Below are 15,781 nucleotides of genomic sequence, written 5' to 3'. Positions count from 1 at the left end.
TGTTTAGTCAGTTGGGGCCCCGAGTTTTTCGGGGCTTTTTCGTGTTGGGGTCAGAGGACGTGTTGGGAGATCAGTTTTGAGATTTCCACCATCGAAGTTCTGCCGGTGAATTCGAATTTCACTTTGCCCAGTGACGAGAAATAGATCTCCAATTCGGAATCCAGGTCGAAAGTGCCGGACGTTTCCACCGAGTACGCCACGATGTTTTTATACGGAAGCGAGGTGAAGTCTTTTTTGCTGCCGGTGAGGCCCTGCACGTTGACGGCGATGATGCGCTTGTTGGTGAACACCACGCCGTCGCGCATGGATTTATAGGAGTCGATGACCTGTTCCCCTTCCAGCAGCAGCGCGCTGACGCGTTCGGCGTATTCTTCGTTTTGCTTGAGTTTGAAGAAGCCCTTGTTGTTGAAATCAATCATGTGTCGCTCCTGTTATTCAATCTGTATCGGTCCTTTGGTCCCGGCATCGCTGTCCGTCCAGTAGTCCTGATTCTGCAGGCTCCGATCGCCCTGGAGGATGAAGAGGATTTTGCCCTGGCGAAACTGTAGCGTGCCGTCGGTACGCTTGGCTTTGACCGGTTTTCCGTTGACCCACACCTGTTCCTTGGCATCGATGCGAACGGTGGCGACGGTCGCGCCGGCATCGTTCTTGGCCACCCATTGCCCGACGTAGGGGGTTGGGGTGCTTGAGCTGTCCGCGGCGGGGTTGCTGAAGCCTGCCTTGGCGTTTTCTGCCTTGCTCTTGTGGATATCGCAGCCTTGGGTTTCGCTGACCTGGGTGCAGCCGGATTGCTCCAGTTGTTTGCGGTATGTGTCGTTGATGGCGTAGGCCGGGGATTGCGCCGCGATCAGGATGACCAGCGCAGGCAGGATGAGTCGGTTCATGTGTGCTCCTTTGCGATCTCGTCGGATGGCATCGTACGTCCACTGTAGCGGGCGGGTGTGCCGCGCTTGTGCCACAAAACATTTCAGACAATGCGCGCCGTGGTCAGTGCTCTTCTAGACTTAACGGGTAGTCGTGGAAAGAACCAAACACGTCGCTTTGGTGCAGTCGAATCAATACCAGCGTGGCAAGCTCCCTTAATGCCCTATAAAAGGTGCGGCAAAGACCGCGCCGGGCACAACAAGATGCCCGCTCAGGGTGCCCTGGCCAACGGCCTGACAATGCCACGATACCGTGACGTGGTGTGAATGCCGCAGCCGACACTTTCGGACGACCGACAACCGCCAGGTTTGTCCGTGACCGTGAGGAATGCTGTATGCCTGATGAGATGTTGCAATTGCCTATGGTCAACAGCGTGCTGGAGCGCCACAAGGGCTCTGCGGGTGCACTGTTGCCGATCCTTCATGAGATTCAGGCCGGTATCGGTTACATCCCCGATGCCGCCATCCCCGAGATTGCCCACGCCCTCAATCAGAGTCAGGCCGAGATTCGCGGCGTGATCAGCTTTTACCATGACTTCCGTATCGCGCCGCCGGCCCGGCATATCCTGCGTCTGTGCCGGGCGGAGTCGTGCAAGAGTCGTGGTGCCGAGCAGTTGGCCGCGCAGTTGCGTGAACGTCTGCAATTGGATGACCACGGCAGCAGCGCCGATGGCAGCATCAGTTTGCGTCCGGTGTATTGCCTTGGTGCTTGTGCTTGTTCGCCGGCCCTGGAGCTTGATGGTCAGGTGCATGCGCGGCTGAGTGCCGAGCGTCTCGATGCCTTGCTCGACGCTTGCCGGGAGGACGTATGAGCCTCTATCTATCCTGTGATTCCCTGGCCCGTGCCGTGGGTGCCGATGCGGTAGCGTCAGCCCTTGCCAGCCAGGACCTGCAACGCACCAGCTCTCGCGGCCTGTACTGGCTGGAACCAATGCTCGAAGTGGACACCGCGCAAGGCCGAATCGGCTTCGGCCCGCTGACTGCTGCCGATGTGCCGTCGGTGCTCGATGCGCTGCAAGGCGAGCCGTCTTCTCATCCGCTGGCCTTGGGGCTTGTAGAAGAGTTGCCTTATCTCAAGTCTCAACAACGTTTGCTGTTCGCCCGCGCCGGCATCACCCGGCCGTTGTCGCTGGACGATTACCGAGCCCACGGCGGTTTCGAGGGTTTAACAAGGGCCGTCACGATTGGCGGCGATGAAACCGCGACTGCGGTGTTCGATTCAGGCCTGCGTGGCCGTGGCGGCGCAGCCTTCCCCGCCGGGATCAAATGGCGCACGGTGCGCGCTACCGAGGCGGCGCAAAAGTACATTGTGTGCAACGCCGACGAAGGCGACTCCGGCACCTTCGCCGACCGTATGTTGATGGAAGGCGACCCCTTCCTGCTGATCGAAGGCATGGCCATTGCCGGCATCACCGTCGGCGCCAGCTACGGTTACATCTATGTGCGCTCGGAATATCCACAGGCCATCGCCACGTTAAATGGGGCGTTGGAGATTGCCCGTTCGAACGGTTACCTCGGCGCCAACGTCGGCGGCAGTGGCTTGGCCTTCGATATGGAAGTGCGCGTCGGGGCCGGTGCTTACATCTGCGGTGAAGAAACCGCGCTGCTGGACTCGCTCGAAGGCAAACGCGGGGTCGTCCGCGCCAAGCCACCAATTCCTGCCTTGAAGGGGCTGTTCGGTCTGCCGACGCTGGTGCACAACGTGCTGACCCTGGCTTCGGTGCCGCTGATTCTGGCCAAGGGTGCGCAGTTCTATCGCGATTACGGTATGGGCCGTTCCCTCGGCACGATGCCTTTCCAACTGGCGGGCAATATTCGTCGTGGCGGCTTGGTGGAACGGGCCTTTGGCCTGACCCTGCGCGAACTGGTGGAAGACTACGGCGGCGGCACCGCCAGTGGCCGACCGCTGAAAGCCGCACAAGTCGGCGGCCCGCTGGGCGCCTGGGTGCCGCCGTCGCAATTCGACACGCCGCTGGATTACGAAGCGTTCGCCGGCATCGGCGCGATGCTCGGTCACGGCGGCGTGGTGGTGGCGGACGACACGCTGGACATGGCCCACATGGCGCGCTTCGCCATGCAGTTTTGCGCCGAGGAATCCTGTGGCAAATGCACGCCGTGCCGCATCGGTTCGACCCGGGGCGTCGAGGTGATCGACCGGTTGCTGGCCGCACCGGACCAGAACGTTCGCGATGAGCAGGTGATCATCCTCAAGGACCTGTGCGACACCCTGCAATACGGTTCGCTGTGCGCCTTGGGCGGCATGGTTTCCTTTCCGGTCGCCAGCGCCCTCAAGTACTTCCCCGCCGACTTCGGTCTGCAATCTTCGGAGGCCGACCAATGATCACGCTCTTCGACCCGAACACCGACATCGATCTGGGCACGCCGGCCCGCGAAAGTTCGGTGCAAGTCACGCTGAACATCGACGGTCGCAGCATCAGCGTGCCCGAAGGCACCTCGGTGATGCGCGCCGCTGCGCTGATGGGCACTACGATTCCGAAACTGTGCGCCACCGACAGCCTGGAAGCCTTCGGTTCTTGCCGCATGTGTCTGGTAGAAATCGACGGCATGCGCGGTTACCCGGCGTCCTGCACCACGCCGGTCAGCGAAGGCATGAGCGTGCACACCCAGACGCCGAAACTCGCGACGCTGCGCCGCAACGTCATGGAGTTGTACATCTCCGATCACCCGCTGGACTGCCTGACCTGCTCGGCCAACGGCAACTGCGAACTGCAAACCGTCGCCGGTCAGGTCGGCCTGCGGGAAGTGCGTTACGGCTATGAAGGCGACAACCATTTGGCCGATGTGAAGGACACGTCCAACCCCTACTTCGACTACGACCCGAGCAAGTGCATCGTCTGCAACCGCTGCGTGCGCGCTTGCGAAGAAACCCAGGGCACGTTTGCCCTGACCATCACCGGACGCGGCTTCGAATCCCGTGTGTCCGCTGCCGGTGGCGATAACTTCCTCGACTCGGAATGCGTGTCCTGCGGCGCCTGCGTGCAAGCCTGCCCTACCGCGACGCTGATGGAAAAAAGCGTGGTCGAACTGGGTCAGCCTGAACGCAGCGTGATCACCACATGTGCCTATTGCGGCGTGGGCTGCTCGTTCCGCGCCGAGATGAAAGGCGACCAACTGGTGCGCATGGTTCCCGACAAAAACGGTCAGGCCAACCACGGCCACTCTTGTGTCAAAGGGCGCTTTGCCTGGGGCTATGCGACCCACCCGGATCGCATCACCAAGCCGATGATCCGCCAGAACATCAACGACCCCTGGCAGGAAGTCAGCTGGGATGAAGCGGTGACTTACGCCGCCAGTGAGTTCCGTCGGTTGCAGCAAAAGTACGGCCGCGATTCCATTGGTGGTATCACCTCCAGCCGCTGCACCAACGAAGAAACCTATCTGGTGCAAAAACTGGTGCGCGCCGCGTTCGGCAACAACAACGTCGACACCTGTGCGCGGGTCTGCCATTCGCCGACCGGCTATGGCTTGAAACAAACCTTGGGCGAGTCCGCCGGCACCCAGAGTTTCGACTCGGTGATGCAGGCCGACGTGATCCTGGTGATGGGCGCCAACCCCAGCGATGCCCACCCGGTATTCGCCTCCCAGCTCAAACGTCGCTTGCGTGAAGGCGCACGGCTGATCGTCATCGACCCACGCCGCATTGATCTGGTGGACTCGGTGCATGCCCGCGCTGAATATCATTTGGCCCTGCGTCCGGGCACCAACGTCGCGATGCTCAACGCCTTGGCCCATGTCATCGTCACTGAAGGCCTGCTCGATCAGGCCTTTATCGACGCTCGTTGCGAGGGCAACGATTTCGCCCGCTGGAGCGAGTTCGTCAGCCGTGCGGAAAACTCGCCGGAAGTGCTGGCCGCCATCTGCGGCGTAGACGCTGCCGACATCCGCGCCGCTGCCCGTCTGTATGCCACCGGCGGCAACGCGGCGATCTACTACGGCCTCGGCGTCACCGAACACAGCCAGGGCAGCACGGCCGTCATGGGCATCGCCAACCTCGCCATGGCCACCGGCAACATCGGTCGCGAAGGCGTAGGCGTGAACCCGCTGCGGGGGCAGAACAACGTTCAGGGTTCCTGCGACATGGGCTCCTTCCCCCACGAGTTGCCCGGTTACCGGCACATTTCCAACGAGGTAGTACGCGCGCAGTTCGAACAGGCGTGGAACGTCACGCTGCAACCCGATCCGGGCCTGCGTATTCCGAACATGTTCGAATCTGCACTGGCCGGCAGTTTCAAAGGCTTGTATTGCCAGGGCGAGGACATCGCCCAGAGCGACCCGAATACCCAGCATGTCACCGCGGCCCTGTCGGCCATGGAATGCGTGGTGGTGCAGGACATTTTCCTCAACGAAACGGCCAAGTTCGCCCACGTATTCCTGCCGGGCGCTTCGTTCCTGGAGAAGGACGGCACGTTCACCAACGCCGAGCGGCGCATTTCGCGGGTACGCAAGGTCATGGATCCCCTGGGCGGCAAAGCCGACTGGGAAGGAACGGTGGCTCTGGCCAACGCCTTGGGTTACCCGATGAACTACAAACATCCGTCAGACATCATGGATGAAATCGCCAGCCTGACGCCGACCTTCACCAACGTCAGCTACGCCGAACTGGATCGCCACGGCAGCCTGCAATGGCCATGCAACGCGGCGGCACCGGACGGTACGCCGACCATGCACATCGAGGAATTCGTGCGCGGCAAGGGGCGCTTCATGCTCACCGGTTATGTGCCCACCGAGGAGAAGGTCAACAGTCGCTATCCGCTGTTGCTGACCACCGGGCGCATCCTCAGCCAGTACAACGTCGGCGCTCAGACACGGCGGACAGAAAACGTCGCCTGGCACGACGAGGATCGATTGGAAATCCACCCGACCGACGCCGAGAGCCGTGGTATCAACGAGGGTGACTGGGTCGGCATCGGCAGCCGCGCCGGGCAGACCGTACTGCGTGCGCGGGTCACCGAACGGGTCGCGCCGGGCGTGGTGTACACCACGTTCCACTTCCCGGAATCGGGGGCCAACGTGATCACCACCGACAACTCCGACTGGGCCACCAACTGTCCGGAGTACAAGGTCACTGCCGTGGAGGTCAGCCGCGTCTACCACCCTTCCGAGTGGCAAAAACGCTATCAGGCCTTCAGTGATGAACAGGACCGTCTGCTCAAGGAACGCCGGCATGCCCGTGGCGCTAAAGCGGAGGTGCGCCGATGAGCACTGAAAACCTGATCAAGATGGCCAACCAGATCGCCCAGTATTTTGCCACTGAACCGGACCAGCAAGCGGCCGTGCTCGGCGTGCGCAATCACATTCAGATGTACTGGACACCCGGCATGCGCATGGAATTGCTGGCCTGGCAGACGGAGCATCAAGGGGCCGACATGCATCCACTGGCGCAGGCGGCGGTCAGTGGGGCGGGCTGGGCGGCTTAGGTTCACACAATCCTTGGCCTGCTGACTGAAACCTGTGGCGAGGGAGCTTGCTCCCGCTGGGCTGCGTAGCAGGCCCCTGTTCTTTGAAGATTAGGGGGCCGCTTCGCGACCCAACGGGGGCAAGCCCCCTCGCCACATTGGTTTCGCGCTGCTGCTCAATCAAGTCGATATAAATCCACAACGTCCTTCAGCTCAGAGCCACTGATTTGATATCGTGCCTGCCATCGCCTGACCTCATCAAAGGCCCACGACGTTGTTAACAGGGAAGATTGAATGCAGTTAATCAGTATCTTGATGTTTTTCGCTGCATCAGCAGGGATGTGGATTTGGGTCGTGAAGAGCCGTGGCCCGTTGAATATCTGGCTCGCGAACCTCGCGGGTGCCGTGGCCAGTTTTATCGTCGGCACTGCGGTGCTGATTCTTTGCTCGAGCTGGTTAACCCCGGACGCCCCCGTCTCGCGAGCCCCGGCCTTTGCGCTTTATACGCTGATGGCATTTTTGGGCGCTCTGATCGGGACCTGGCTCTTGGTATTCACCAAGTGCAACCAGGAACAATCCCCCGCTTATCGACATTTTGCTGCGGCAGCGTGCAGCCTGGTGAGCGCATTGATCACGCTGGTGGTGGCGACCACGATCTTTCCCCTCAAGTGACCCCATCGGGCAATTGATGCAGTTCGGCCACGGCTCTGCGCTATCATCGCCGACCTGTGCGCCAAGAGCCTTGAACCCGGATGCCCGTATCTCTGCCGTTGTCTGACGATTGCAACTCACTGCCACCGGTGCTGGTCGGCCCGCTGTTGCGGCGGCTGGAACCTGCGCGGCTGGTCATGTGGCTCGTGGGCTCCCGGGCGCTGTCGCTGACGTTGCGCCTGCAAGACTGCGCCGACATCCGACTGGATGCCGGACAGTGCACCGTCATCCCGATTGGCACTCACGCGTTTATCCACTTGATCGATGTGCCGCTGGCGACCGCCCTGCCCTGCGACACCGTGATCGAGTACGACCTGTTGATCGACGGGACGGGCATCGCCGACTGGGCCCCGCATTTACTCTACGGCGACGCGCGCTGCCCTAACTTCGTCCTGCGCTCGCGCATTGATCAGTTACTGCATGGCTCCTGCCGTAAACCCCATCACCCGGCCACCGATGGTTTGCTGTGTGTCGACGCTTTATTGGCAACGGAACATGACGCATCGCAGCGGCCGGCGCTGTTGATGATGAGTGGTGATCAGGTTTACGCAGACGATGTGGCGGGACCGATGTTGCGGGCGATCCACGCCTTGATCGAGCGCCTGGGCCTGTTCGAAGAACACCTCGAAGGCGCCGTGGTCAGCGACAGCGCCAAGCTTTATGAGCACCCGGCCAGTTACTACCACCGTGCGGATTTGTTACCGGCGCTTGAGAGCAACGAAACCCTGCGCGAGCGATTTTTCGGTGGCGCGCGCAAGCCGATTTTCACCAGCAGCAGCGCCGACAATCATCTGGTGACGTTCGCTGAAGTGATGGCCATGTATCTGTTGGTGTGGTCGCCGACACCGTGGACGTTGATCGCCCCGCAACCGCCCGCGCTGACGCCTGAAAGACTCAAGCGTTATACCGTTGAGCAAACGCATATCGATGGCTTCAAGGCCGGATTGGGCGGGGTCGCTCGGGCCATGGCACATCTGCCGTGCCTGATGATTTTCGACGACCACGACATTACCGATGACTGGAACCTTTCTGCGCAATGGGAAGAAACGGCCTACGGCCATCCCTTCTCCAAGCGCATCATCGGCAACGCCTTGATCGCCTACATGCTCTGCCAGGGCTGGGGCAACAACCCCGACGCGTTCAGCGACGTACTGGAAAAAACCCGTTTGCTCAGTGTCACCGGGGCCGACCGTTACCTCGACAGTCCGGTGCAGGACGACTTGATCGATGCGCTGTTGAGCTTCCAGCAGTGGCATTACGTGCTGCCGACCACGCCCGCACTGGTGGTGATCGACACCCGCACCCGACGCTGGCGCAGCGAGATGAACCTCAAGCAACCGTCGGGCCTGCTGGACTGGGAAGCCCTCAGCGAACTGCAACAGGAACTGCTCGATCATCCGTCGGCGATCATCGTTTCACCCGCGCCGATCTTCGGCGTCAAACTGATCGAAACCGTGCAGAAAGTCTTCAGCTGGTTCGGTTATCCCCTGCTGGTTGACGCCGAAAACTGGATGGCCCATCGCGGCGCGGCGCAAGTGATCCTGAATATTTTCCGACACTCACGCACGCCGGGTAACTACGTGGTGCTTTCCGGTGATGTGCATTATTCCTTCGTCTACGAAGTGCTGATCCGACACCGCAAGGCCGGCCCGAAAATCTGGCAGATCACCAGTAGCGGCATCAAGAACGAATTCCCGCCGAGGCTGCTCGAATGGTTCGACCGCCTCAACCGCTGGCTCTACTCGCCGCGCTCGCCCCTCAACTGGCTGACCAAACGCCGCCGCATGCGCATCGTCCCGCATATCCCCGAACATGCCGAGGCCGGCGAACGGCTATGGAACTCGGCGGGCATCGGCCAGGTGTACTTCAATGAGAAAGGGCAACCCCAGGATATCTATCAGCACAACTCAAACGGCTCGCCCAAGACCCGGATGGTTGCGCCTGAACATGACGACTGAAACGGCGAGTCACCATGAACCTCACCCGCACGCTGATCATCGGCAACTCCGGCGCCGGCAAAAGCTGGCTGGCGGAACGATTGGCCGCACAACTCAAGGCGCCATGGATCGATCTCGACCTGATTTACTGGGTCTCGGACGAACACAGCATCGCCCGCCCGCACGCCGCGGCACTGGGCATCGCGCGGGTGGCGGCCGATGAAGATGAGTGGGTGATCGAAGGTGTTTATGGCTGGATCGTCAGAGAACTTATCCACAGGGCAACGGCGCTGATCTGGTTGTGTGTGGATGACGACAGCTGTGTGGCCAATATTCGTCAGCGGGAACAAAGACCGGACGATGACGAGTTGCTGAAAGCGTTGCTGGAATGGGCTGGCAGTTATCGGATGCGCGAGGACGCCAGTGGATTTACCGTACACCGGCAATTGTTCGCAACGTTCACGGGTTCAAAAATAAAACTTATGGATCGAGGTGAAATCAGCACTTTTGCGAACGCCGATAGACCATCCCATATCCCCTAATGCCGCAATACTTGTGGGGGCGAGGCTGATGCCTCGACCGTGGATTCACTATCGCGATGGGTGCTCGGAGCCACGACGTACAAGATCTGTGGGAGAAATCGGATTGGGACTACGTCGGTCTCGGAAACGTCTTTTGGTTAGTCGATAGATACTCAGCCTCTATCGCTATCAATGAGGAGAAACCCATGCAAAACGTCAAACACCGGATAAATTGCAAAAACAGTGAAGACATCGCTTGGGCTGAATCCGAAGCAACGGATGAAACAGTTTATCTTCTGAACTCCGCAGCCAACGCTGAACGTCTACTCACGTCGATTGATAACTTTCGTGCTGGGCGAACCAAAGCAAGAAGGTTAGTTACGTTGACGGAGATGCCGATTCTGTAGGCACTGTCGAAGACCTCTTGGAGCTCGGCAGTTCCTACAGGAAACGTGTATCAGGCAATGGTCACGGCCCGACATACCCCTCTGACAATCATCTCCACCTCCCGCTCATCAATCGTCAGCGGCGGAAGCAACCGAATGGTTTTCCCGCGTGTCACGTTGATCAGCAAACCATGATCCCGCGCAGCGATCAGGGTCAAGTCGCGTATCGATTGCTTGAGTTCGATGCCGATCATCAAACCTTGACCACGGATGGCCAGGACGTTCGGATTGTCCGCCAACTCGCTGCGTAATCTGGCGAGCAGACGTTCGCCCTGAAGCCTGGCGTTCTCCAGCAGACCTTGTTCTTCGATGATGTCCAGCACGGTGCAACCCACACGGCAGGCCAGTGGATTGCCACCGAACGTGCTGCCATGACTGCCAGGTGTGAACAGATCGGCGGCTTTGCCCCGGGCCAGGCAGGCACCGATAGGGATGCCATTGCCCAGCCCTTTGGCCAGGGTCATGACGTCCGGGACAATGCCCTCGTGCTGGAAGGCGAACCATTGGCCGGTGCGGCCGATGCCGGTCTGGATTTCGTCGAGCATCATCAGCCACGAGCGCTTGTTGCAGAGTTCGCGCACCGCTTTGAGATAGCCCGGCGGCGCCAGCTGCACACCGCTTTCGCCCTGGATGGGTTCCATCAGGATCGCTACGATTCGTTGGCCGTGGGTTTGTTGAACATCATTCAGAGCGCGGAGATCACCGAACGGAACCTTGACGAAATCCCCCGGCAACTCATTGAATCCCAGGCGCACCGCCGGGCCGTCGCTGGCGGATAACGTGCCCAGCGTCCGACCATGGAAAGCGTTTTCCATGACCACCACCAGCGGTTGCTCGACGCCTTTGTGCCAGCCGTAAAGCCGTGCGAGCTTCAGCGCGGTTTCGTTGGCTTCGGCTCCGGAGTTGTTGAAGAACGCTCGCTCCATGCCGGACAACGTCGTCAGCCGCTGCGCCAACCGTTGTTGCCAATCAATGCTGTAGAGGTTGGACGTGTGCAGCAGTAAACCGGCTTGCTCAGTGATCGCCGATACGATTCGAGGATGGGAGTGGCCAACGTTGGTCACCGCGACACCCGCCACCGCGTCCAGGTATTCACGACCCGCCTCATCCCAAAGGCGCGTGCCCATCCCTTTGCTGAAACTCAGGGCCAGCGGTTGGTAAGTGCTCATCAGGCAGGCGGCGGTCATGGGATCAAGCTCCATCTATGGTCGGTGTTTTTGCAGTATGGTTAGCCACCTGAGCTGGATAAACGCTGTAATACTTCATTAATCTTAAAGCCGAGCTTGATAATGGATTTGTTCCAGGCAATGACCGTTTACGTACGCGTGGTAGAAGCCGGCAGCATGACCGCCGCCGCCCAGCAGTGCGAAATGTCCACGACCATGGTCGGCAATCACCTGCGGGCACTGGAGCAACGCCTGGGTGTGCGCTTGCTCAACCGTACGACACGGCGCCAGCGCCTGACAGAATTCGGCTCGGCCTATTACCAGCGCTGCCTTGAAGTATTGGGGTTGGTGGCCGATTCCGAACGTCTGGCCGAACAGAGTCAGGACGCGCCCAGTGGCACCTTGCGCATCACGGCACCACTGACCTTCGGCACGGAACGGCTCGCGCCGGCCCTTAGCGAGTTTTCACTGCAATGCCCGCAAGTCAAACTGGACGTGGTGCTCACCAACGGGCGCCCTGACCTGCTCGAAAACGGCCTCGATGTCGCATTTCGCCTGGGCGCCATTGAGCCGTCCAACCTGATCGCCCGGCCATTGATCGATTACACGCTGACCATGTGCGCATCACCGCAATACCTGGCACGCCGCTCAACGCCGGAAAAACCCGAAGACCTGCAACATCACGATTGTTTGTCCTTTGCCTACCCGGTCGGGGACGACTGGCAATCGGTGGAAAAACAATGGCGCCTGAGCGGGCCGGAAGGTGAAGTGATGGTGGCCGTCACGGGTCCGATGCTGATCAACAGTTCGGCGGGGTTGCATCAGGCGGCCCGCACCGGGATGGGCATCGTGATGCTGCCCGATGCGCTGGTGGAACAGGACCTGCTCAGCGGAAAACTGGTGGCGTTGATGCAGAGCTATCAATTGCCGAGCCGGCCCATGCACCTGGTGTACGCCCAGGATCGCTATCGGTTACCGAAATTACGCCACTTCGTCGACTTTGCCATGCAGTTGTGGGGCAAACACTAGCCGTGGCAATGCGCCATGAACTAATCTCGACGCCAGGCGAATCAATTGATATCTGTGCGTCAGGGAGAGCGGTGATGGGGGAAGCATCAAATATCACGCCGTTGAAATTCAATGTGTCAGATTTTAGCGAAGACCTGCTCCACACCATTCTGGAACTGGTCAGCGATGGCATTTGGGACTGGAACGCCAACACAGGTTTGGTCTATCGCAACCCAGGTTGGTACAAGATGCTCGGCTACGAGCCTCATTCCCTGGACAACACCGTGTTGACCTGGGAAAACATCATCCACCCTGACGATTACCCCGGCGTCATGGCCGTGTTTGATGACTACCTGAAACAGCGCGCGCCCACCTATCAAGCCGAATATCGCTGCCGCATGCGGGACGGCAGCTACACCTGGATCGAAGACCGCGGCTATGTGCTGTCTCGCAACGCAGACGGCACGGTAGCGCGGATGGTCGGCGCGCACCGCAGCATCGACGATAAACGACGTCTGCTCGAAGAGTTGGAACGCCGCGCTCACTCCCTTGAAGCGATCGTTGAAGAGCGGACCCGCGAGTTGTCGCGGGTCAATCAGCAGCTTCAGATTCAACTCGAAGAAAACCGCAAACTGGCGGAAACCGACACGCTCACCTCCATCGCCAATCGCTACCTGATGGAAAAAAGCCTGCCTCAGGAATGCGAACGAGCCCAACGTTTTCGACGACCGTTGTCATTGATCGCGATGGACATCGACGACTTCAAGATCATCAACGATCACTACGGACATGCCTTGGGTGACGCCGCCATCGTGCAGGTGGTCGAGGGCGTGAAGCACTTCGTGCGCGAAGGTGATCTGCTGGCGCGATGGGGCGGTGACGAGTTCATCATGATCCTTCCCGATACTTCGTTGGCTGACGCCAGACTCTTGGCCGAAAAAATCCGCGAGGGCCTGTCGAGCCTGCCCCCCGTGGGTGCGTTTCAAGTGACCATGAGCTTTGGCGTGGTCCAGCGTTTTGAGGAGGAACAGCAGACCGGGTTGCTGGCTCGGGCTGATCAGGCGCTGTATCGGTCAAAGGTGGCAGGCAAGAATGTGATTTCGGGGTAAACAAAACCCGTTATCGCATTCCACTCACATCCCCGCCTTCACCAGTACCGGTTTCTCCTGATAACGCTCGGGATACAACTGCTTCAACTGCGCCACTTTCGGTAGATCGTTGATCACGATGTACGGATAGGTCGGGTGCTCAGTCAGAAAATCCTGGTGCTCCTCCTCTGCCGGGTAGAAACCGTTGTAGGTTTCCAGCTTGGTCACTATCGGTTTGTTGAACGAATGAGCAGCGTCGAGTTGGGCGATGTAAGCCTGGGCGACGCGTTGCTGTTCGGTGTTCTCCGTGAAAATCGCCGACCGGTATTGAGTGCCGCTGTCGGGGCCCTGGCGGTTCAGTTCGGTGGGGTTGTGGGCTACCGAAAAATAGATCTGCAGCAGCGTCCCGTAACTGACCTGAGCCGGATCGAAAGTGACTTCGACGGACTCCGCGTGGCCGGTATCGCCCTCGCTGACCCGTTCATATTGGGCAGTATTGGCCGCACCGCCGGCGTAACCGGAGACCGCTTTCTTCACGCCTTTAACGTGCTGAAAAACACCTTGGACGCCCCAAAAACATCCGCCGGCAAACACCACTTTTTCGCTGTGGGCCTGGGTCGTTTCATCCAGCGCTGGTGGAGGGATGATGACGGCGTCTTCGGCTCCGAACGAGAATGCCGAGCACTGACTGATAACGCCGGCAGCGGCCATTCCCAACAGGGTGCGGCGCCAGGTGAACAGGGTTTTCATGGAGCAGACTCCTCAACAAATGAAATGACTTCAACCGAACGTAAACGCGTAGGCCGAGACACCCGGATCGAGAAACTCGATGCTGAATGTCCGGTCTGTCACGCCGCCGCTCTGGCGTACCAATTGATACAAACGCTGTGAATTCACACTGCCGCTGCCATCGGGTGCCACATCGGTGCCGTGGGCATCGCCAGGGGCTTTGCCGTCAATGAGCACTTTGAATCGCACCGGTTTACCGTCGGCACCGGGGCCCAGCACCAGGTGCAGATCACGGGCATGGAAGCGATAAACGATGCGACTGGCTGGCGCACTGGAGGTCGCACGCTCTGAACCCACATTCCATTTTCCGTCCAGGCTCCAGTCGTTGAGGGCCAGTTCGGCAGGTGGGCTGTACGCGGCCACTTTGTCCGGCACAAGGCCGGTTTCGGGGACGAAATGCTCCGCCCGCTGGAAACCGACATAGGTTTCCGGTGATTGCACTTCGCTCATGTCCGGCGCGAGTTGAACCCCGGTTGCATCCGCGTTGATCAAACCGTCCGCGACTTTCACCGCGCCCGCTTCACGCAGCAGTTGCTGGATGACCCTTTCCGATTCGGCGTAATCGCCTTCACCAAAGTGGTGATAACGAATGCGCCCCTGAGCATCGGCAAAGTAGTGGGCCGGCCAGTATTCGTTGTTGAAGGCGCGCCAGACTTTGTAGTCGTTATCGATGGCCACCGGATACGTGATGCCCAGGTCCTTCATGGCCTTGGTGACGTTACCGACGTCGCGTTCGAAGGCGAATTCGGGGGCATGAACACCGATCACCACCAATCCCTGATCGCGATACTTCTCGGCCCAGGCTTTCACATACGGCAAGGTGCGCAGGCAGTTGATGCAGGAGTAAGTCCAGAAATCCACCAACACGACTTTGCCCTTCAAGGCTTGCACAGTCAGGGGTGGGGAATTGAGCCATTGCACCGCGCCATCCAGCGGTGGGAGATTGCCTTCAATCGGCAGCGCGCCCGATGCCTTGTCACTCGCTTTCATCGCGCCACCCGCGGCCATCATCGCTCCGCTATTGTTCGGCGACTTGCCGGCCAACCGGCCCACCAGGGCTTGTTCGATCCCGCCGGTGGACGCGGTCGAAACCCGTGCCAGAATCCCGGTGTCCAACCCCAGGGCTATCGCGGCGACACCCGCCAGCATGGCGGCGCCCAGACCGCGCCGAACCCATTCGCCGGCGCCAATCGAGCGCTTCATCGCCGCGAAGACTTTACCGCCGAGCAGCAGCGCCACGGCCAGCGACGTGGCGGCACCGGCCGCGTAAGCCAGCAGCAACAGCGTGGTTTGGATGCTTGCCCCTTGCAGTGCCGCCCCGGTCAGCAACAGGCCCAGAATCGGCCCGGCGCAAGGCGCCCAGAGCAGGCCCGTGGCGACGCCGATCAGGAACGAAGCGCCGGGACGCGGCCGGGCATCGGCGCCAGCGGCTTCCGACAGTCGGCTGCCGGCCGCCACCACTGGCCGTGTCAGACGCTCGGCCAGTTGCGGCAGCAGCAGCGTCAGCCCGAACAGTGCAACGAACAGCAACGCGAGCCAGCGACCGTACTGATTGACTTGCACCACCCAACCGCCGCCCACCGCCGCCAACGTGGCGACCAGGGCGAAGGTCAACGCCATCCCCGCCAACAGCGGCAAGCCACTCTTCATAAACGGCTGCCCGGTTCGAGCGAAGACAAAGGGCAGCACCGGCAGAATGCAGGGGCTGACAATCGTCAGTACGCCACCGAGATAAGCGAGAACCAAAAGCCACATAGCGTCGACCTGCATCAAGT

General features: G+C 60.1%; 15 protein-coding genes. 10 read left to right on the top strand and 5 right to left on the bottom strand.

Going from position 1 to position 15,781, the window contains the following annotated elements:
* Positions 1-50: 50 nt before the first annotated feature.
* Positions 51-419 carry a PH domain-containing protein gene (locus tag ACWKV5_RS21345; RefSeq protein ID WP_046026649.1) on the bottom strand — a complete coding sequence of 123 codons (369 nt, stop codon included), beginning with the start codon at positions 417-419 and terminating at the stop codon, positions 51-53.
* Positions 420-431: 12 nt separating this feature from the next.
* A complete protein-coding gene (locus tag ACWKV5_RS21340; RefSeq protein WP_483842879.1) occupies positions 432-884 on the bottom strand; it encodes a hypothetical protein in 453 nt (150 codons plus the stop codon).
* A 374-nt stretch (positions 885-1,258) separates the two neighbouring features.
* Here ACWKV5_RS21340 and ACWKV5_RS21335 point away from each other — a divergent pair, with 374 nt between their 5' ends.
* The 8 genes from ACWKV5_RS21335 (at position 1,259) to ACWKV5_RS21300 (ending at position 9,916) form a co-directional block, all read left to right on the top strand.
* Positions 1,259-1,735 (top strand): formate dehydrogenase subunit gamma, encoded by a 477-nt coding sequence (locus ACWKV5_RS21335; protein ID WP_483842878.1) that lies wholly within the window; start codon positions 1,259-1,261, stop codon positions 1,733-1,735.
* Complete coding sequence (locus ACWKV5_RS21330) at positions 1,732-3,264, top strand: formate dehydrogenase beta subunit (RefSeq protein ID WP_483842877.1); 1,533 nt, start codon at positions 1,732-1,734, stop codon at positions 3,262-3,264. Before ACWKV5_RS21335 ends, ACWKV5_RS21330 begins: the two co-directional genes overlap by 4 nt.
* Positions 3,261-6,143, top strand: coding sequence for a formate dehydrogenase subunit alpha (fdhF, locus tag ACWKV5_RS21325; protein WP_483842876.1), 2,883 nt, complete (start codon positions 3,261-3,263; stop codon positions 6,141-6,143). Before ACWKV5_RS21330 ends, fdhF begins: the two co-directional genes overlap by 4 nt.
* Positions 6,140-6,361 (top strand): formate dehydrogenase subunit delta, encoded by a 222-nt coding sequence (locus tag ACWKV5_RS21320; protein WP_483842875.1) that lies wholly within the window; start codon positions 6,140-6,142, stop codon positions 6,359-6,361. Before fdhF ends, ACWKV5_RS21320 begins: the two co-directional genes overlap by 4 nt.
* A 273-nt stretch (positions 6,362-6,634) precedes the next feature.
* Positions 6,635-7,012, top strand: a complete 378-nt coding sequence (locus ACWKV5_RS21315) for a hypothetical protein (RefSeq protein ID WP_483842874.1) — start codon at positions 6,635-6,637, stop codon at positions 7,010-7,012.
* An 80-nt stretch (positions 7,013-7,092) separates the two neighbouring features.
* Entirely contained in the window at positions 7,093-9,009 is a 1,917-nt protein-coding gene (locus ACWKV5_RS21310; RefSeq protein ID WP_483842873.1) for an alkaline phosphatase D family protein, read from the top strand.
* Between the two features lie 14 nt (positions 9,010-9,023).
* Complete coding sequence (locus ACWKV5_RS21305; RefSeq protein ID WP_483842872.1) at positions 9,024-9,530, top strand: P-loop NTPase family protein; 507 nt, start codon at positions 9,024-9,026, stop codon at positions 9,528-9,530.
* Positions 9,531-9,715: 185 nt separating this feature from the next.
* Positions 9,716-9,916, top strand: a complete 201-nt coding sequence (locus tag ACWKV5_RS21300) for a type II toxin-antitoxin system Phd/YefM family antitoxin (protein WP_483842871.1) — start codon at positions 9,716-9,718, stop codon at positions 9,914-9,916.
* A 50-nt stretch (positions 9,917-9,966) separates the two neighbouring features.
* Here the strand turns inward: ACWKV5_RS21300 and ACWKV5_RS21295 are convergent, their stop codons facing one another.
* Positions 9,967-11,142, bottom strand: coding sequence for an acetylornithine/succinylornithine family transaminase (locus ACWKV5_RS21295; protein ID WP_483842870.1), 1,176 nt, complete (start codon positions 11,140-11,142; stop codon positions 9,967-9,969).
* 102 nt (positions 11,143-11,244) lie between these two features.
* Here ACWKV5_RS21295 and ACWKV5_RS21290 point away from each other — a divergent pair, with 102 nt between their 5' ends.
* Together ACWKV5_RS21290 and ACWKV5_RS21285 are read left to right on the top strand one after the other, a co-directional pair.
* Entirely contained in the window at positions 11,245-12,150 is a 906-nt protein-coding gene (locus ACWKV5_RS21290; RefSeq protein ID WP_483842869.1) for a LysR family transcriptional regulator, read from the top strand.
* Between the two features lie 74 nt (positions 12,151-12,224).
* Positions 12,225-13,238 carry a sensor domain-containing diguanylate cyclase gene (locus tag ACWKV5_RS21285; RefSeq protein WP_483842868.1) on the top strand — a complete coding sequence of 338 codons (1,014 nt, stop codon included), beginning with the start codon at positions 12,225-12,227 and terminating at the stop codon, positions 13,236-13,238.
* A gap of 24 nt (positions 13,239-13,262) precedes the next feature.
* On the opposite strand, the gene msrA is transcribed toward ACWKV5_RS21285, so the two are convergent.
* Positions 13,263-13,967, bottom strand: coding sequence for a peptide-methionine (S)-S-oxide reductase MsrA (msrA, locus tag ACWKV5_RS21280; RefSeq protein ID WP_483842867.1), 705 nt, complete (start codon positions 13,965-13,967; stop codon positions 13,263-13,265).
* Positions 13,968-13,997: 30 nt separating this feature from the next.
* Entirely contained in the window at positions 13,998-15,761 is a 1,764-nt protein-coding gene (locus ACWKV5_RS21275; RefSeq protein WP_483842866.1) for a cytochrome c biogenesis protein DipZ, read from the bottom strand.
* Positions 15,762-15,781 lie beyond the last annotated feature (20 nt).

This window comes from Pseudomonas oplopanacis (assembly GCF_057128725.1).
This window is presented reverse-complemented; position numbering and strand designations above follow the sequence as displayed.